Genomic DNA, 17,744 nt, shown 5'->3' with positions numbered 1-17,744 from the left:
ATGCTCAGGCCGCGAGGCGTTGTTTTGGTTGAGTGATTAGCGACACTACGATCAGCGTTGCGAAGCCCAACGGAATCGTCACGATCCCCGGCTGGCTGAACGGGACTATTGAATCGGCTTTATCCCAACCGTAAACGCTCGCGTAGGTGTCGCCGCTGAGCAGGATCCAAGTGAGCGAGCTGATCATGCCGACGAGCACCGCGGCGATGATCCCTTGCTTCGTCGTGCCGCGCCAGAAGAGGAGCATCACCAGCGCCGGCAGGTTGGCGCTCGCGGCGACGCTGAACGCCCAGCCGACGAGGTAGCTAACGTTCAGCTCTTTGAACGCGATCCCCAGGAAGATCGCAATGACGCCGACGACGACGGCGGCGCACTTGGCGACGAGCACGCGCTGCTGATCGCTCATGTGGACGGTCGTCACGCTCTCCAGCAAGTCGTGCGTCACGGCGCCGGCGGAGGCGAGGATGAGGCCGCTCACCGTGCCGAGGACAGTGGTGAAAGCGATCGCCGAGATGATGGCGAACAGGAGTTCGCTCATGCTGCGAGCGAGCAGCGGGGCGGCCATGTTCGAGTCGGTGACGTCGAGCGCGCCGCTCGTCATGGCGCCGAGGCCCATGTAGAGGGTGAGTACGTAGAAGAAGCCGATGCAGGCAATGCCGACAATCGTGCTCTTACGCGCGGCGGCTTCGTCCTTCACCGTGTAATAGCGGATGAGGATGTGCGGCAGCGACGCCGTGCCGCAGAAGAGGGCGAGCATCAACGAGAGGAAATTGAGTTTGTCGGAAAACTTTTCGCTGCGGATGCCGGCGAAGGTGGGGCTGGCGCCGGGTTGCAGGATTTGGCTGCCTGGCGTCGGCTTCGGCGAGAAGGTCGTCGTCGTTGAGCCGTCGTCGCCCTTCGTTTCCGTCTTGCTCCAGAGAACGACCTCGCTTTGCTCAAGCGTGCTAAAGAACTCCAGCGGGCCAAGCGCGCCCGTCTTCTCGACGCCGCCTGGCAGCTTGCTAATCGAACCGACTGGCTTTAATTGAGCTTCGCCAGGTTCGTTTCCTTTCGGCAATCCGTTCACGAGCACGGAGCCGTCGGCTTGCTTCACCATCGCCTGTGCCGCAGGTAGTTCAGGATCAGCATGCAGGCCGCGTTGCAAAATCATCACCGTCAGCACAGAGCTGAAAACAATCAGCATCCCGCCTTTGATGAACTGCACCCACGTGGTCGACACCATGCCCGCGGTGACGACGATCACGATGACGACGGCGCCGACCATGACGACGCCTTGCCAATGCTCCCAACCAAGCAGCGGTCGCACCAGCACGCCGGCGCCGACCATTTGCGGGATCAGATAAAAGATGCTCACGGCCAGCGTGCTGACGCCCGCGGCAAGCTTGATGCCGGGCGAGTTGAACTTCGCGTTGAGCGCGTCGGCAAACGTGAACTTGCCGAGCCGCTTCATCGGTTCGGCGACGACGAACAGGGCGACTATCCAGCCGGCGAGGTAGCCGATCGAGTAGAGGAACCCATCGTAACCGTAGAAGGCGATCATGCCGCAGATGCCGAGGAACGACGCGGCCGAGAGGTAGTCGCCGGCGAAGGCGACGCCGTTGACGAACCAGGGGATCTGGCCGTGAGCGGCGAAGTAGCCGGCGGAGTCTTTGGCTTTGCGGCCGAGGTAAAAGCTAATGCCGAGCGTGATGCCGACCATGCCGAGGAAGATGAGGATCGCGAGCGTGGAAGGTTCGTGGGACATGCGAAGATAAGAATGCTGAATGCGGAAGGATGAATGGGGAATGAGGGAGGAGGCGATGCTTGGCGTCTAGTCTTGCGCGTGGCCATCGGGAGGTGCGTTCGTATTGGGGGCTTCGACGCGGCAGAGGTAACCGTAGAGGAGGGCGAGGAGCAAGGCGCCGGCGATGAGGGCGAAGCCGTACCAGATGGCGAGGTTCACTCCCGACCAAGGGAGCCGCGCCATCGTTGCCGGCGAGAAGGCGGCGAGCAGGACGAAGCCGCCGTAGAACGCGAGGTAAACGAAGAACAGAATCAGCCCGATGCGGGCGTTGCGGTTGGCCATGGAATTACCTGCCTGGTCGACTGGTTGCGGCTGTCGTTTTTGTCGCGTCATTTTGTCGCGAACGCGATTTTTGGCGACAGAATTCTATGTCGTTTCTTGAAAAGGGGTTACGTCCTGGCACAACGTGATCTGCGGCTGTTTGTCGCGACAAAATTGCTTGTCGTTGCGGTCAACGGCCTTCGGCTTCGCGGCGGCGTACGCTACTTGCCATTGCGGCGTAGAACGCGACCCCCGGGCGGAGCCCGGGGCTAAAAATGCGCATCGCTCCGCGGCGGCCGCCGATGGCCCGACGCATCGAACATAGAGGAGTCGGCGGCCGATGGCTACGACCTATTTTCGGCCACCCGCGGCTGGTAGCCGCGGGTCAACGACCCGGCGGAGCGATTTCGAAGGGACGCAAGAAATCAAAGAATCGGGCGCACGAGTCGACACAACCTCACAACGCCCGCACCGCGTCCATCGCTTCGCGGACGTGGGCGTCGGCGGCGAATTGGGCGCTGAAGATGTTTCGCACAATGCCCTGGCGATCGATCACGTACGTGACGCGGCCGGGAATGAGCCCCAGAGTCTTCGGCACGCCGAAGGCCTTGCGCAGCGCACCGTCTGCGTCGCTCGCCAGTAGGAACGGCAGCCGATTGCGGCTGGCAAAACCTTCGTGCTTCTCGCTCGAATCGCCGCTGACGCCGACGACGGTGGCGCCCGCTTCGACAAATTTTTCGAACGAGTCGCGGAACGCGCAGGCTTCCTTGGTGCAGACGACGCTGTCGTCGCGAGGGTAGAAAAAGAGCACGACGACGTGCTCCTTCCAGAGATCGGCGAGCGCGATGCGCGTGCCGTCGTGGAGGGGGAGGGTGACGTTGGGGGCGGGGTCGCCGGGTTGAGTGGAGGGCATGGGGAGGACGAGTGCAGCGTGGGTTCAGACTGGTCGCTGAAGCGACCAGTCCGTGGGTCGGGCTTTATGGGGCCAGACTTCCGCTGCTGCTCCGGCGGCGGGCGATACATGCTAGCGCGACGCAGGCGGCGAGCGCCATGGTCGACGGTTCGGGGACGGCCGCGGAGATCTGGATGTTGTCAACGTAGACGAATGCGTTGTCGCTGACCACATCCGTCGACAAGGCCCCGAAAGAAAACCGGACGCTGCGGAGTTGCGTCGCGCTGTTCGCGGCCGCGTTGTAGACCTCTTGCCCGTCGAGGGCGACCGACAACCGCTTCAGATTCAGGTCGAGCGCCAGATCGACGTGCCGTGCGGCGAGATCGGCGTGCTGCCCCACCGTGGTATAGGTAAAGTTTTGCACGACGACGGCCCCGGTGTTCTCGAAGCGTAGGGCCGCGACGCCTGGGGCATCGAGGAGGATGTTGAACAGGTTCGCCGAGCCAATCAATTGCTTAGTGAGGAGATCGAAGCTGATTTGGAACTGTTTGTAGGGCGTCCCCGCGTAGGGCGAACCGACGTCGTCGACGAGGAATTTGATCTGGTCGTAGAAGAAGCTTTCGGGGTTGCCCTGCGTGTTGAACTCGAACGACTTCGTGGGGAACGGCGATCCGGCCGGGGCGATGCCGACGTTGCCGAAGTTCGTTAAGTAGGTTGGCGAGGCGACGGCGTCGGCGTTTTCGTTGTAGAGGGGCGCCAACGGAGCGGCGGTGGCGAACGACGAAGTGAGAAGCAGAGACAACACCGCGGAGAGATAACGAGACATGTGGCGCGCCCGGGGCCGATTCGGTTCATGAGGCCGCCACGACGGCGACTTCGGTCGCCGACTCAGAGCGATTCTTGTGCCTGAGCGGATGATCGCTTGAAGCGCGTGCGCGGCGACGCGACCGCTGCGTCATGCGATGGAGGGCCGTGCGTGATGACGGCACCCTAGCGTGGGCTCGGACTGGTCGCTTAAGCGACCAGTCCGGGGGTACGTTTGATGTTCACACTCTAAGGGCGAGCGCCGCTAGGCTTACACCACCTGGGCAGGCAAATTGATGCCTGGCGCCGGGAGATTCGTAAAACCCATGAGGTACTCGTCGATCGAACGAGCGGCGCCGCGGCCTTCGTTGATGGCCCAGACGACGAGCGATTGGCCGCGGCGGCAGTCGCCGGCGGCGAAGACGCCGTCGAGGTTCGTAGCAAACTTGCCGTGCTCGGCGGCGAACGTGGTCCAGCCGCGGCGCGGTTCGACCGTGTTCATGCCGAGCATTTCGGCGATCGTCAGCTCGGGGCCGACGAAGCCGGTGGCGAGGAGCACCATCTCGGCGGGCCACACCTTTTCGCTGCCGGGGACTTCGCTGAACGGCGCCCCGCCGGCGACCGGCTTCGACCAATCGACTTCGACGGTGCGAACGCCCTTCACGTGGCCAGCGTCATCGGCGACGAATTCCTTCGTCATGATGTTGTACGCCCGCGGATCTTCGCCGGTGATCGCCTTCACTTCGGCGTGCGAGTAGTCGACGCGGAAGATGCGCGGCCACTCGGGCCAGGGGTTGTTCGCAGCGCGCTCGGCGGGCGCCGGGGCGAGGAGTTCAAAGTTGACGATGCTCGCGGCGCCGTGGCGAAGGCTGGTCGCGATGCAGTCGGCGCCGGTGTCGCCGCCGCCGATGACGATCACATGCTTGCCGCGGACCGGCGTGAACGCTTCATCGGTGAACTCGGAGTCAAGCAGGCTCTTCGTGTTGCGGGTGAGGACGTCCATCGCGTTGAAGATCCCCTTCAGCTCGCGGCCGGGGGCCTTCGCCGTGGGATCGAACGTGCGGGTGGCGCCGGTGCAGAAGAGGACCGCGTCGAAGTCGTCGATCAGCTTCTGCGGTTCGATGAACTTCACTTCGCAGCCGCGTTCTTGCATGATCTGCGTCATGTGGCCCGAGGGGAACTCTTCCTCGCGGCCGATGTGGGTGCAGGTGACGAAGTTGACCCCTTCGTCGCGGAGGAGCTGAACGCGGCGTTCGACGACGCCCTTGTCGAGCTTCATGTTGGGGATGCCGTACATCAGCAGGCCGCCGATGCGGTCGGCGCGCTCGTAGACGGTGACCGTATGGCCCGCCTTGTTGAGCTGCGCGGCGGCAGAGAGGCCGGCGGGGCCGCTGCCGACGACGGCGACCGTCTTGCCGGTGCGGTAGGTCGGCACGCTCGGCTCGACCCAGCCCTCCTCCCAGGCGCGGTCGATGATCGCGTTCTCGATGTTCTTGATCGTGACCGGCGGGTTGTTGATGCCGAGCACGCACGAGCCTTCGCACGGCGCCGGGCAAACGCGGCCGGTGAACTCGGGGAAGTTGTTGGTCTTGTGGAGCCGATCGAGCGCGTCGCGCCACCGGCCCTGGTAGACCATGTCGTTCCACTCAGGGATGAGATTGTCGATCGGGCAGCCGCTGTTCGACTGACAGAAGGGGACGCCGCAATCCATGCAGCGGGCGCCCTGCGTCATCAGGTGCTCGACAGGAGCTTGGGTAAAGATTTCGAGAAAGTCGCTCGCGCGCTCGACCGGGTCGCGGTAGGGGACGGTCTCGCGGGGGAACTCTTTGAATCCGGTGGGCTTTCCCATGGCAATCTCTTATCTAACTGAAGCGGGAGGATCTCACGCAAAGGCGCGAAGGCGCAAAGGGAATACTGGTCAGTCTTCTAGGCCGTTGACGACTCTGGAAATTCCGTTGCGGATTAGTTCCTCGTTGAAGTTGATTAATAGTCCTAAGCGTTTGTCTAACAGTCGCAGGTAAGTGAGCAGTTGCTTCTTGTGGACTGGCGTGACCGTCTCGATTGATTTGATCTCGACGATCACTTTGCCTTCGACCAACAGATCGAGGCGATAACCTTCCTCAAAGCAAATCCCGTCGTAAACAACCTGAACTGGCAGTTGTCTTTCGACCTTTAACCCGCGTTTACGAAGTTCGTAGGCCAGTACGACTTCGTAAACCGACTCTAGTAACCCTGGCCCTAGCGTCTTGTGAAGCTGATACGCGGCATCGACGATCTGCTGTGAAATCGGATTCTCATCCATCACACGATTCCCGTCAGTTGCTCAGTACCGCCGTTCCTCCGTGACAATCTCTCCGTTACTTATTCTCTCTTTGCGCCTTCGCGCCTTTGCGTGAGATCTTTCTTCTAGACCGCCGCGGGGGCGGCGTGCTTTTGTTTGGCGGCGGCTTTCTTTTCCAGCAGCACGCGTTTGTAGTCTTCCGGCATCACCTTGACGAACTGCGGCAGCGTTTCGTCCCAGCGGTCGAGGATGTCGCCGGCTCGCGGGCTGCCGGTGAGGTTCTGGTGCAGCTCGATGAGTTGCTTCAGTTCCTCGACGTCTTCTTCCGCTTCGACGGCTTCGGCTTCGACCATGCCCATGTTGAGGTTGAGCAGGAAGCGTTCGCGGTCGGGGGCCCAGACGTACGCGACGCCGCCGCTCATGCCGGCGGCGAAGTTGCGGCCGGTCGAGCCAAGCACGACCACGCGGCCGCCGGTCATGTACTCGCAGCCATGGTCGCCGACGCCTTCGATCACCGCCGAGGCGCCGCTGTTGCGAACGGCGAACCGCTCGGCCGCACGGCCTCGCAAGAACGCCTGGCCGCTCGTGGCGCCGTAGAGGCACACGTTGCCGACGAGGATGTTCTCTTCAGCGACGAAGCTGGCGCTCGCCGGCGGGTAGATCATGATCTGACCGCCCGAGAGGCCTTTGCCGACGTAGTCGTTCGCATCGCCTTCGAGTTCCAGCGTGACGCCCTTCGCGAGGAAGGCGCCGAGGCTTTGGCCGGCCGAGCCGGTGAACTTGAAGTGGATCGTGCCGTCGGGCAGCAGGTCGGCGCCATACTTCTTGGCGATCTCGTGGCTGAGGATCGTGCCGACCGCGCGGTCGGTGTTGACGATCTCGACGTCGGCCTTCACCTGCGTGCCGGCGACGAGGGCCGGTTCAGCCAGCTTCAGCAGCGTCCGCATATCGAGCGATTGCTCGAGGCCGTGATCTTGCTTCCGCGTGTTGTAGGTGCCCGCTTCGGGGTACGGCTTCTTCGCCGGCATCAGCAGATTCGTGAGATCGAGGCCGTCGGCCTTCCAGTGGCGAATGGCGGCGTCGGTTTCGAGGCAGTCGACGCGGCCGACCATCTCGTCGATCGTGCGGAAGCCGAGGCTTGCCATGATTTGGCGAGCATCCTCGGCGACCATGAACAGGTAATTCACCACATACTCCGGCTTGCCGTTGAACTTCTTGCGAAGTTCCGGATCTTGCGTGGCAACGCCGACGGGGCAGGTGTTGAGGTGACACTTCCGCATCATGATGCAGCCGAGCGTGATCAGCGGCGCCGTGGCGAAGCCGAACTCTTCGGCGCCGAGCATCGCGGCGATCACGACGTCGCGGCCGGTCTTCAAACCGCCGTCGGTTTGCACGATGACGCGGCTGCGGAGGTCGTTCATCACCAGCGTCTGGTGGGTTTCGGCGAGGCCAAGTTCCCACGGCAGGCCGGCGTGCTTGATGCTGGTCAGCGGCGAAGCGCCGGTGCCGCCGCCGTCGCCGGCGATCAGGATGTGATCGGCGTAGCCCTTTGCGACGCCCGAGGCGATCGTGCCGACGCCGACTTCGGAGACCAGCTTCACGCTGACGCGGGCCGAAGGATTGGCGTTCTTCAGATCGTGGATCAGCTGCTTGAGGTCTTCGATCGAGTAGATGTCGTGATGCGGCGGCGGGCTGATGAGGCCGACGCCGGGGGTGCTGTAACGAATCCGTGCGATCGTGTCGTCGACCTTACGGCCGGGCAACTCGCCCCCTTCGCCCGGCTTCGCGCCTTGCGAAATCTTGATCTGCAGTTCGTCGGCGTTCGCGAGATAGTTGATCGTCACGCCGAAGCGGCCTGACGCTACCTGCTTGATCGCCGAGCGCTTCGAATCGCCGTTCGGCAGCGGCTGGAAGCGGATCGGATCTTCGCCGCCTTCGCCGGTGTTGCTCTTGCCGCCCATGCGGTTCATGGCGATGGCGAGCGACTCGTGCGCTTCGGCCGAGATCGAGCCGAACGACATGGCGCCGGTGCAGAAGCGTTTGACGATCTCCTTCGCCGATTGCACTTCTTCGAGCGGAATCGACTGCGCGCCTTCCTTGAACTTCAGCAGGCCGCGCAACTGGCAGCGGGTGCGGGAGTCGTGGTTGATGTGCTCGGCGAACCGCTTGTAAGCGTCAGGGCTGTTGTTACGCGCGGCGACCTGGATATCGGCGATCGACTGCGGATCCCACATGTGGCGTTCGCCTTCGGCCCGCCAATGGAACTCGCCCGGGTTGGGGAGCATCGGCATCTTGCCGGCCGGCGTTTGCGGATAGCCGAGGGCGTGGCGCCGCAGAGCTTCTTCGGCGAGGACCTTGAAGTCGACGCCTTGAATGCGGCTGGCGGTGCCGGCGAAGCAGCGGGCGACGACTTCGTCGCGGAGGCCGATCGCTTCGAAGATTTGGGCGCCCTTGTAGCTTTGCAGCGTCGAGATGCCGATCTTCGCCATCACCTTGAGCATGCCCTTGGCGACGCCGGTGCGGTACTTCTTCACGAGCTCGTGATCGGCCGCGGTGACGGGGTCGTGGGTTTCGCCGTCGGAGACGTTGTCGATCGCGGGGTGCTGGTCGCCTTCGCCCGACTCGTCGGCCTTAACAGTCGACTCGCCCGAATCGAGCAACCCTTCGCGGCGGGCTTGCCAGAGCGATTCGAACGCCAAGTAGGGGTTGATCGCATCGGCGCCGTAGCCGACGAGCAAGCAGTGGTGGTGCACTTCGCGAGCTTCGCCCGTTTCGACGCAGATGCCGACGCGGGTCCGTTTCTCAGTGCGAACCAAGTGATGGTGAACGGCGCCGGTGGCCAGCAGCGAGCTCAGCGGCACGCGGTCGGCGCTGATCTTGCGATCGGTGAGCACCACGAGCGTGTAGCCTTCCTCGACGGCGGCTTCGGCCTCTTGGCAAACGCGCTCGAGCGCGGTCACCATGCCGGCGGTTCCCTCTTCGCGCGGCCACGTGATGTCGATCTTCTTCGAGCGCCAGCCGCGGCGGTTAATCCGCTTGAGCGCGGCCATCTGCTCGTTTGACAGAATCGGATGCGGCATCCGCAAGCGATGGGCGTGCTTCGGCGTCGTTTCGAGCAGGTTCTGCTCGGGGCCGATGTAGCACTCCAGCGACATGATCACTTCCTCGCGGATCGAATCGATCGACGGGTTGGTGACCTGTGCGAAGAGCTGGCGGAAGTAGTCGTACAGCATCCGAGGCTTGTCGCTGAGACACGCCAAGCAGGAGTCGTTGCCCATCGAGCCGATCGGATCCTTTTGATCCTTGATCAGCGGCAGCAGCATGAAATTCATCGTCTCGGCGGTGAAGCCGAAGGCCTGCATCCGCTCAAGCAGCGTCTTGCGGTTGAAGCCGTGCGGACGCTCTTCGGGGTGGAGCTCGTTGAGGTCGATCCGCTCCTTCTTCAGCCACTCGGCGTAGGGACGCTGGCTGGCGTATTCGTGCTTCAGGTCCTCGTCGCGAATCAGCTTGCCTTGCTCGAAGTCGACCAGGAACATGCGGCCCGGCTGGAGGCGGCCCTTGGCTTTCACGTTCTCCGGCTTGATCGAACGCAGGACGCCGACTTCGCTCGCCATGATGACGCGGTCGTCATGGGTGAGGTAATACCGCGACGGACGGAGGCCGTTGCGATCGAGCGTGGCGCCGATGAACTTGCCGTCTGTGAACGCGATCGACGCGGGGCCGTCCCACGGCTCCATCAGGCAGCTGTTGTATTCGTAGAACGCCCGCTTCTCTTCGGGCATCGTTTCGTGGTTTTGCCACGCCTCGGGGACCATCATCATGACGGCCTCGGGAATCGAGCGGCCGCTCATGAGCAGGAACTCAAGGACGTTGTCGAACGTGCCGGAGTCGCTGCAGTCGGGCTCGACGATGGGGAAGAGCTTCTTCAGGTTGTCGCCGAACAGCTCGCTCTGCACCATGCCTTGGCGGGCGAACATCCAGTTCGCGTTGCCGCGGAGGGTGTTGATTTCGCCGTTGTGGCTCATGAAGCGGCACGGCTGAGCGCGATCCCACGAGGGGAACGTGTTCGTTGCGAACCGCGAGTGGACCATCGCCAGATGGCTGGTGTAATCGTCGTCGGCGAGGTCGGGGAAGTAGTGGAACAACTGGTCGGTCGTGAACATCCCCTTGTAGATGATCACCTTCGTCGACAGCGAACAGATGTAGAAAAGCTTCGCCTGCTTCAGCGTCTTGTCGGCGCGAAGCTTGTTGCTGGCGCGCTTGCGGATCATGTAAAGCTGACGCTCAAAGGCTTCGCCCTCAACGCCATCAGCGGCGGCGACGACGAGTTGCTCGATCGCAGGTTCCGAGGCGCGAGCCGTCGGGCCGAGGTCGGCCGCAGCCACGTCGGTGGGGACCTTGCGCCAGCCGATGAGGCGCTGGCCCTGCTCGGCGACGATCTTTTCGACCGTTTCCTTGCAGATCTTGCGCTCGGCTTCGAGCTGCGGCAGGAAGACGTTGCCGGCGGCGAAACGGCCCGCGGCCGGGAGGTCGACGCCGAGGTCGGCCTTCACCGCCTTCACGAGGAAGTCGTGGGGCAGGGCGGTGAGAATGCCGGCGCCGTCGCCCGTGTTCGCTTCGCAGCCGCAAGCGCCGCGATGGTCCATGTTGCGCAGCACTTCGATCGCATCCAGGACGATCTGATGGCTGCGCTCGCCCTTGATGTGCGCGACAAAGCCGACGCCGCACGAGTCATGCTCGAACGCCGGGTCGTACAGACCGTGCTTCTCGGGGAGGTGAACGAGCGGGAGTTGGTTTTCCATAGCAACACTTTCCAACGCGTAGGCCGCCTTCTTACTGATGGCGGCGGTTTTAATTTTTCTCACGCAAAGGCGCGAAGGCGCAAAGAAATGCACCCGCTGGTTTGCATGATTTCTTCTACTTCTATCTGCTAATGCTTCGATTTAACGGTTGTTATGTTTTTCAATCTCACCCCTTTGCGCCTTCGCGCCTTTGCGTGAGATCTTTCTTCTACGCCCTTAAGCTGGCGCCTCATCCAACTGGAACGCGCTCGCCGGCACGAGGTCGGCCGAGAACTCCGCGTCGGCCTTCAGCAGACCGACGAATTGTCTGGCGAGTTCGCTCAGCGGGCGGTCGCGGCGGTGGACGATGCCCAGCGGACGGAACAGGCCGTCGCCGCCGATCGCGATCTTGGCCAGCGAGCCCATCGCGATCTCACGGCGGACGCTCGGCTCCGGCAAGATGCTGATGCCGGCGTCGATCTCGATCGCGCGCTTGATGGTTTCGATGTTGTCGAACTCGAGCGTGACGTTCACTTCGGCGTGGTTCTGCGCGAGCGCCCGATCGATCGCCGTGCGCGGCGCCAGGCCATTCTCGAACGCGACGAACGATTCGCCCGCCACCGCTTTGAGTTCGATCGCCGTCTCGCGCGCCAGCCGGTGCCCCGGATGGCAGACGACGACCATCGGCTCGCTCCGCCAGGGGATCGCCGTGAGCGTGTCGGTTTCTTTCGGATAGCTGACGATCCCGAGGTCGGCGTCTTCGTTCTCGACTTCCTCGATGACGCGATGGGGGTGGAGGTACTCCAACCGCACCGCCGCCCGCGGATGTTCCTTGCCGAACCGCTGCATGAACGCGCTCATGTGATGGAGGCCGACCGAGTAGATCGAGGCGACCACCAGCCGACGAGCTTCGGCGTCGTGCAGCGTTTTGACTTCTTCTTCGAGTTCCTCGTACTGCCGGACCAACTGGCGGCAGCCGTCGTAGTAGCGGCGGCCTTCCTCGGTCAGTTCGAAGGGGCGCTTCGAGCGATCGAGCAACTGGACGCCCAGGCGCTCTTCGAGCGCCTGGACCATGTGACTCACATTCGATTGCGAGATGTCGTTGTCGTCCGCCGCGCGGGAGAAGCTCCGCCGGTCGACTACGTCGCAGAAGATTTTGAGTGAGCGAATATGCATGGCGTTGAATGCAGGACGCGTGGGCGTCGGTCTTGCGCAACCGTTGGGCGTGGCTGCGCGAAGCTGATTTTTCGGTGCGCGATTCGGGGAGTGTCGCCGGCAAATCCGACAACGCCGAACCGATTTCAGCGGCTCCCGCCCAGCGAACCTGCCGGACGGGACCACGATTTCTGCTGGCAATGGGGCGGTAAATGACGCTTAACGAGTTTGCGCCGTCGATCCTCGACTACCGCCGATGAGCTTCCGATGCCCTGAATCACCTTTCGCGATACAGGCCATGGCCAGAATCAAAAATCGCGATAGTAGGATAAGCATGCTGGCGCGGTCCGTCAAGTCGGGCCGGAAATGCCGGGAAAAGGGGCTGCCTCAGAGCCCCCTGACGCCCCAGAGGGGGGAATGAAAAAGGGTCGGGCCAAAACTGGCCCGACCCTTTCGGAGCTTCGAATTGTTGGCCGCCTCGCCTCTTGGGGCGCCCCGGCCAATCGCCGCCTATTTCCCCGGCAGCTTGTCGAACTTGTACTCGTGCCCGCGGTCGCGGAGGACTTCGGCCTTCACGATCTTGTCGGGGCTGCGGACCGGTTCGCCGCGCTTGATCGACGAGGCGTTGTCCATGCCGTCCACCACGCGGCCGAAGACGGTGTGGCGACCGTCGAGGAACGAGGTCGGCACGAAGGTGAGGAAAAATTGCGAGCCGCCCGTGTCGCGGCCGGCGTGGGCCATGCTCAGGCTACCGCGGAAGTGGTGGCGGTAGTCAGGCTTGTAGCATTCGCACTTGATGCTGTAGCCGGGACCGCCGCTGCCGTTGCCGTCAGGGTCGCCCCCTTGCGCCATGAATCCGGGGATGACGCGGTGGAACGTCAGGCCGTCGTAAAATCCGCTCTTCACGAGCGTGAGGAAGTTCGCGACGGCTTGCGGGGCTTCGTTCTCGAACAACTCGATGACGACGTCGCCCTTGGTAGTCGTCAGCTTGACGCGCGGGTTGTTATCGGCCTTCGCTTCGGCCGCGCGAATCGCCGACTCCTTCTCCCATGCCTTTTTCATCGTGGTCAGATTGCCCTGCGCTTGCAGGCCGTTCTGCACGAGGTTGGGGGCGAGGCCGCCGACTTCGCCGTTGGCCTTTGAAGACTCGGCGAAGTAGCGTTCGGCGAGGTCGAACTCGTTGCAGTTGTAGGCGGCGAGACCGCCCCAGAAGTAGAGCTGCGGGTACTTCGCGCCGGCGCCGGCATCGATCAGTCCGCTGATGAGCTTCAACGCTTTTTCGTATTGGTCGCCGCCATCGCCGTTAGTCCCGCCGTTCAGCTCGAACTGAGCGATCACGACCAGCGTGTCGTTGACCTCGGGGTAGGCTTCGGGGTCGGCTTGGTAGACGGCCAGGCCCGCCTCGCCGATCTTGTCAATCAGAGCTTCCGCCTGGCGGTAGAGGTCGACCACCTGCTTGTCGAGTTCGGCTCGCTTCTCGCCCTTGGCCGCTTGGCGCTCCTTCTGAACCGCGGGGATCTGCGCGACGACCTCTTGCCATTGCTTGCGAATAACTTCAAACGCTGCGCGGGCCTTCACCGCTTCGGGCGAGGGCTCCGGCTTCGTCTCGGCGTCGCCTTCGGCGGAGGTCTTCGCTTCATCGGCAGACGCCGCTTCCTCCACGGCTGCTTTCGCCGGAGCAGCGTCCGCTTTGGCGGCGTCGGCGGCCGGGGCCGTCTCCTGAGCTGCGGCGAAACGCCCCTGAACGATCAATCCGAGAGCCAGCAACAGCAGAACAATCCTTGACATCGGGCAAAACCCCAAGCTCTAGTTGCAATGGTAGAGAGGCTGAAACAGCATCACAGAATAGCAAATTCGCCTAAGCGACGGCAGGCGCCGCGAACAGGCTGTTGAACCACGACGGCACAACGGACACGAAGAATCTGTGTTCTTGTCGCTACGTATCAGAAATTGGGAAGTTCGGTCAAAATAGGGCGACTCACCTGAAATCGCTCACTGGCTTCGCAGCGCAAGCAGTTGATAGGGACTTTCCAGTCAGGCCATATACATCTCCTCGTCGTGCCCGTTGTGCCGTCGTGGTAAACCAGAGAACCTTCGATGGGCAAACCCAAACCAAAACGCCGCGTCGCCGACGAGCTCAATGCACCGATCGAGCTGAAGATCATCGGCGGCAAGCATCGCGGGCGGAAGCTGACCTACGAACCGTTCCGCCGCGGCGAAGATCCGGTCACGCGACCGATGAAGCACCGCGTCCGTGAGTCGATTTTTAATTTAGTCGGCGTCGGCGCCGAGGGGCGGCATGCGATCGACCTGTTCGCCGGCACCGGAGCGCTCGGCCTGGAGGCGATCAGCCGCGGCTCGGTGCACGCGACGTTCATCGAACGCCATGTGCCGACGGCACGGGTCGTCGAAGAGAACATCAAAGGCCTCGGCCTCAAGGATCAAGCGACGCTGTTGGTGACGAGCGCGTTCCTGTGGGGGAAGCGCAATCTTGTTCAAGGCGAAGAAGGTTGGTGGCGGGCCGACGGACAAGCCGCTGGCGTTGGCGCCAAGGGCGCGGCTCCGCCGCCAGGTGCGGTTCCGTGGCTCGTCTTCTGCAGCCCGCCGTACGACTTCTTCGTTGACCGGCAGGAAGAGACGCTCGGCCTGATCGCCGCGGTGATGGAGCACTGCCCGCCAGACAGCATCGTGGTAACCGAAAGCGACGAACGCTTCGACGCGACGCTGCTGCCGACGGGCGAGCAGTACAACGGCGTGAAGGAATGGGACGTGCGTACGTACTCGCCGGCAGTGGTCGGCATTTGGCAGAAACGCGCGAATACTTGAAGCATCGCGCACGAATACAAATTACTTATCCAACCGGAGTCCACTGATGATCCGCAGCCTCTTCTCAATCGTTCTGCTTCTCATGCCGCTTGCCGCGATCGCCGCGGAAACGCCGAAGGAAGAGTTGCTGTGGCCGGCCGACCATGCCGCCAACCAGGGGGACGAACCGCGGACCGTCGACTCGCCGGAGTGGACCGAGCGCGTGACCAAATCGCCGACGCTTACCTATTTCATGCCCGATAAAGAGAAGCGCAACGGCGCCGCGATCGTGATCTGCCCCGGCGGCGGTTACTCGGGCCTGGCCATGGAGAAAGAAGGCCGCGAAGTGGCGGAGTGGTGCCGGGCGCACGGCATCGTCGGCGTCGTGCTCCGTTATCGCTGCGGCGGCGGGAAGAACCAGCAGCCGGTGCCGCTCGACGACGTGCAGCAAGCGATCCGCACGGTTCGAGCCCAAGCGAAGGACCTGGGCGTCGATCCGGCGAAGATCGGCGTCTGCGGCTTCTCCGCCGGCGGGCATCTCGCCTCAACGGCAGCGACGATGTTCGACGACGGCGATGCCAAGTCGACCGACCCGATCGCCCAACAGAGCAGCCGGCCCGATTTTGCCGTGCTGGTGTATCCGGTGATTACGCTCGTGGGGGAAGCAGCGCATCGCGGTTCGCGCAACAATTTACTCGGGCCCGATGCAAGCGAAGAGCTCGCCGCGGAATGGTCGACTGATCAACGGATTACCGACAAGACGCCGCCGACGTTCCTCGTGCATGCGAGCGACGACGGCGGAGTGCTGCCGAAGAACAGCATTCTGTTCTACGAGGCGCTGCTGGCGAATAAAGTGCCGGCGGAGATGCATATCTACGAAGTCGGCGGGCATGGCTTTGGCATGTTCCGCGACAAGCGGCCGGCGGATTTGTGGCCGAATGAGCTGGAAGCTTGGTTGAAGGCGCGGAAGATCGTTGACTAACGCGAACTTCCCAGCAGGCCATCCTCGTCATTCTGAGCGGAGCGACGAATCTGGCAGCTCGCTTGATACGCCAGACTCTTTGTTCCGTTCAGGACGACGGGAGTCTTACCCTAAATCCCCTGAAATCTGTAGCCACTCGCTCTCTAGTTCCGCGATCTCCGTCGCCATCGCGGCGATTTGGTCTTGGACGCGCTTCGACTCTTTACCGTCGGTGATCGTCATCAAGCTCGCGGTGAGCTGCTTCTTCTCGTCATCGAGCTTGGCGATCTTCCGCTCAACAGCCTTCAATCGCTTCTCGAGTTCGCGTTCTTCTTTACCCGATAGCTGCCGCGTAGGCGTTGCAACGCCGCCAGTCTCTGCGGCGTGCTTCGCCGAGGCGCCGGCGTTGTAGGTCGAGTGCTCGGCCCGCAGCCCGCTTTCGAGTTCCTTCTGCACGCGGTAGACGTAGTCTTCAAAGCTGCCGGGGTAGCTCGCGACTTTGCCGTTGCCGACCTCAATGACGGTGTTCGCCACGCGCTGCATAAAGTGGCGGTCGTGACTCGTGAAGATCACCGTGCCGGGATAGCGGCAGAGGGCGTCGGCAAGGGCCTCGACCGTTTCGACGTCGAGATGGTTGCCCGGTTCGTCGAGGACGAGGATGTTGTGCTGTTCGAGCAGGAGGCCTGCGAGCACCAAACGGGCACGCTCGCCGCCGGAGAGAACCTTGATTTTCTTCTGAATCAATTCGCCGCGGAACAAGAAGCTGCCGGCGACGTCTTTAATTTGCTGCATGTTCGTGCCATGCGCGGCCTGACGATGGAGGTAATCCTCGACCGTGTCGTTCTGCGGCAGCGTCGTGTAAACATGCTGCGCGTAGACGCCCATCTGGCAGCCGTAGCCCCACTTGAGCGAGCCATCCTTCGGTTCCAGCGAACCGCAGATCGTCCGCAGGAAGGTCGTCTTGCCTTGGCCGTTGTCGCCGACGATGCCGACGCGTTGGCCATGCTCGATTTCGATCTGCACTTCCTTGGCGACCTCGCGGTCGGGGTAGCCGATCGCCATCCGCTCGGTCCGCAGGGCCGTTCCCTGGCGAGGCGCCACTTCGGGGAAGCTGAACCGCACCGTCGCCTCTTCGCCCACGACTTCGACGAGCGTGAGCTTTTCGAGCATCCGCGCCTTACTACGGGCCTGGCTGGCGGTCGCGGCGTTGGCGCGGTTCTTCGCAATGAACGTTTCGAGCTGCTTGCGCTTCGTCATCGTCGTCGCGTTGACGCGGCGATCATGCTCGCGACGTTCGTCGACGTTGGCCAAGAACGAATCGACGTCGCCGGGGTAGAGCTCCAGCTTGCCTCGCGAGAGCTCGAGCGTGTGGGTGCAGGTTCGCTTGAGGAACGAGCGATCGTGTGAGACGACGAGAATGCCGCTCTTGAAGCTGCGCAGGAACTCTTCGAGCAGCATCTGCGTGCGCAAGTCGAGGAAGTTCGTCGGCTCGTCGAGGATCAGCAGATTCGGATCATGAAGCAGCAGCGCGGCGAGCTTCACGCGGGTTTGCCAACCACCGGAGAGTGAGCGCACCGGTTGGTGGAGCATCACGTCGGGCAGCTGAAACTGCCACGCGATTTCGCCGCAGCGCCAGTCGGGCTGCTCGCTGTCGCGCATCAGGAAGTCGAGGACCGTCTCGCCTTCGAGGAATGGGTCGTGCTGCCGCAGGTAGCCGAGCCGCAGCTTCTTGCTCCGCACCACCTCGCCAGCGTCGAGTTCTTCGTCCCCTAGCAGAATGCGGCAAAGCGTACTCTTGCCGGCGCCGTTGCGGCCGATCAGACCGATCTTCTGATCATCGGGCAGCGCGCAGGTAGCGCCATCGAGAAGTTCTTGATCGCCATAACGCTTGTAAGCGTCCTGAAGTTGCAAAACGACGGGCATAGGAGGGGGTAGTCGAAGGTGGGAGGGTAGCTTGTAGCCGCGGGTCAACGACCCGCCGGAGCGGCAATCAAATGGGGAAGGCGAATGCTGAATGGGGA

12 protein-coding genes are annotated in these 17,744 nt (G+C 62.8%); 2 read left to right on the top strand and 10 right to left on the bottom strand.

From position 1 onward, the window contains the following. Positions 1–4 precede the first annotated feature (4 nt). The 9 genes from PLANPX_RS00615 to PLANPX_RS27850 form a co-directional block, all read right to left on the bottom strand. On the bottom strand, positions 5–1,744 hold the full coding sequence (locus PLANPX_RS00615) for a cation acetate symporter (protein WP_152096855.1): 1,740 nt from the start codon (positions 1,742–1,744) through the stop codon (positions 5–7). Between the two features lie 66 nt (positions 1,745–1,810). Further along, positions 1,811–2,065, bottom strand: a complete 255-nt coding sequence (locus PLANPX_RS00610; RefSeq protein ID WP_198421827.1) for a DUF485 domain-containing protein — start codon at positions 2,063–2,065, stop codon at positions 1,811–1,813. 436 nt (positions 2,066–2,501) lie between these two features. Then, positions 2,502–2,957, bottom strand: coding sequence for a peroxiredoxin (locus tag PLANPX_RS00605; RefSeq protein WP_152096853.1), 456 nt, complete (start codon positions 2,955–2,957; stop codon positions 2,502–2,504). A 64-nt stretch (positions 2,958–3,021) separates the two neighbouring features. Continuing rightward, positions 3,022–3,762, bottom strand: a complete 741-nt coding sequence (locus tag PLANPX_RS00600) for a PEP-CTERM sorting domain-containing protein (protein WP_152096852.1) — start codon at positions 3,760–3,762, stop codon at positions 3,022–3,024. A gap of 249 nt (positions 3,763–4,011) precedes the next feature. After that, on the bottom strand, positions 4,012–5,589 hold the full coding sequence (locus tag PLANPX_RS00595; protein ID WP_152096851.1) for a glutamate synthase subunit beta: 1,578 nt from the start codon (positions 5,587–5,589) through the stop codon (positions 4,012–4,014). A gap of 69 nt (positions 5,590–5,658) precedes the next feature. Continuing rightward, complete coding sequence (locus PLANPX_RS00590) at positions 5,659–6,042, bottom strand: GxxExxY protein (RefSeq protein ID WP_152096850.1); 384 nt, start codon at positions 6,040–6,042, stop codon at positions 5,659–5,661. A gap of 104 nt (positions 6,043–6,146) precedes the next feature. Further along, the gene (locus PLANPX_RS00585) at positions 6,147–10,823 is read right to left on the bottom strand and encodes a glutamate synthase-related protein (protein WP_152096849.1); all 4,677 of its coding nucleotides are present in this window, start codon (positions 10,821–10,823) and stop codon (positions 6,147–6,149) included. 216 nt (positions 10,824–11,039) lie between these two features. Further along, the gene (locus tag PLANPX_RS00580) at positions 11,040–11,978 is read right to left on the bottom strand and encodes a LysR family transcriptional regulator (RefSeq protein WP_152096848.1); all 939 of its coding nucleotides are present in this window, start codon (positions 11,976–11,978) and stop codon (positions 11,040–11,042) included. A gap of 489 nt (positions 11,979–12,467) precedes the next feature. After that, positions 12,468–13,745, bottom strand: a complete 1,278-nt coding sequence (locus PLANPX_RS27850; protein ID WP_232536267.1) for a peptidylprolyl isomerase — start codon at positions 13,743–13,745, stop codon at positions 12,468–12,470. 309 nt (positions 13,746–14,054) lie between these two features. On the opposite strand from PLANPX_RS27850, the gene PLANPX_RS00570 reads away from it, so the two are divergent. Together PLANPX_RS00570 and PLANPX_RS00565 are read left to right on the top strand one after the other, a co-directional pair. Continuing rightward, positions 14,055–14,783: an RsmD family RNA methyltransferase gene (locus tag PLANPX_RS00570; RefSeq protein ID WP_152096847.1), complete on the top strand. Its 729-nt coding sequence runs from the start codon at positions 14,055–14,057 to the stop codon at positions 14,781–14,783. Between the two features lie 46 nt (positions 14,784–14,829). After that, positions 14,830–15,744: an alpha/beta hydrolase gene (locus PLANPX_RS00565; RefSeq protein ID WP_152096846.1), complete on the top strand. Its 915-nt coding sequence runs from the start codon at positions 14,830–14,832 to the stop codon at positions 15,742–15,744. A gap of 105 nt (positions 15,745–15,849) precedes the next feature. Here PLANPX_RS00565 and PLANPX_RS00560 read toward each other — a convergent pair whose 3' ends face one another. Continuing rightward, the gene (locus PLANPX_RS00560) at positions 15,850–17,646 is read right to left on the bottom strand and encodes an ABC-F family ATP-binding cassette domain-containing protein (RefSeq protein WP_152096845.1); all 1,797 of its coding nucleotides are present in this window, start codon (positions 17,644–17,646) and stop codon (positions 15,850–15,852) included. Between the last annotated feature and the right edge of the window lie 98 nt (positions 17,647–17,744).

Origin of the sequence: Lacipirellula parvula (genome assembly GCF_009177095.1) — a bacterium.
GTDB classification, from domain to species: Bacteria; Planctomycetota; Planctomycetia; order Pirellulales; family Lacipirellulaceae; genus Lacipirellula; species Lacipirellula parvula.
Note: the sequence above shows the minus strand (reverse complement) of the source record. Positions and strands in the feature narration are given on the sequence as shown.

Bases quoted from the DNA above. Each gene is read 5' to 3' on its own strand.
- PLANPX_RS00580 (WP_152096848.1), bottom strand. From the start codon at position 11,978: ATGCATATTCGCTCACTCAAAATCTTCTGCGACGTAGTCGACCGGCGG.
- PLANPX_RS00560 (WP_152096845.1), bottom strand. From the start codon at position 17,646: ATGCCCGTCGTTTTGCAACTTCAGGACGCTTACAAGCGTTATGGCGAT.
- PLANPX_RS00565 (WP_152096846.1), top strand. From the start codon at position 14,830: ATGATCCGCAGCCTCTTCTCAATCGTTCTGCTTCTCATGCCGCTTGCC.
- PLANPX_RS00595 (WP_152096851.1), bottom strand. From the start codon at position 5,589: ATGGGAAAGCCCACCGGATTCAAAGAGTTCCCCCGCGAGACCGTCCCC.
- PLANPX_RS00605 (WP_152096853.1), bottom strand. From the start codon at position 2,957: ATGCCCTCCACTCAACCCGGCGACCCCGCCCCCAACGTCACCCTCCCC.
- PLANPX_RS00610 (WP_198421827.1), bottom strand. From the start codon at position 2,065: ATGGCCAACCGCAACGCCCGCATCGGGCTGATTCTGTTCTTCGTTTAC.
- PLANPX_RS00600 (WP_152096852.1), bottom strand. From the start codon at position 3,762: ATGTCTCGTTATCTCTCCGCGGTGTTGTCTCTGCTTCTCACTTCGTCG.
- PLANPX_RS27850 (WP_232536267.1), bottom strand. From the start codon at position 13,745: ATGTCAAGGATTGTTCTGCTGTTGCTGGCTCTCGGATTGATCGTTCAG.
- PLANPX_RS00585 (WP_152096849.1), bottom strand. From the start codon at position 10,823: ATGGAAAACCAACTCCCGCTCGTTCACCTCCCCGAGAAGCACGGTCTG.
- PLANPX_RS00590 (WP_152096850.1), bottom strand. From the start codon at position 6,042: ATGGATGAGAATCCGATTTCACAGCAGATCGTCGATGCCGCGTATCAG.
- PLANPX_RS00570 (WP_152096847.1), top strand. From the start codon at position 14,055: ATGGGCAAACCCAAACCAAAACGCCGCGTCGCCGACGAGCTCAATGCA.
- PLANPX_RS00615 (WP_152096855.1), bottom strand. From the start codon at position 1,744: ATGTCCCACGAACCTTCCACGCTCGCGATCCTCATCTTCCTCGGCATG.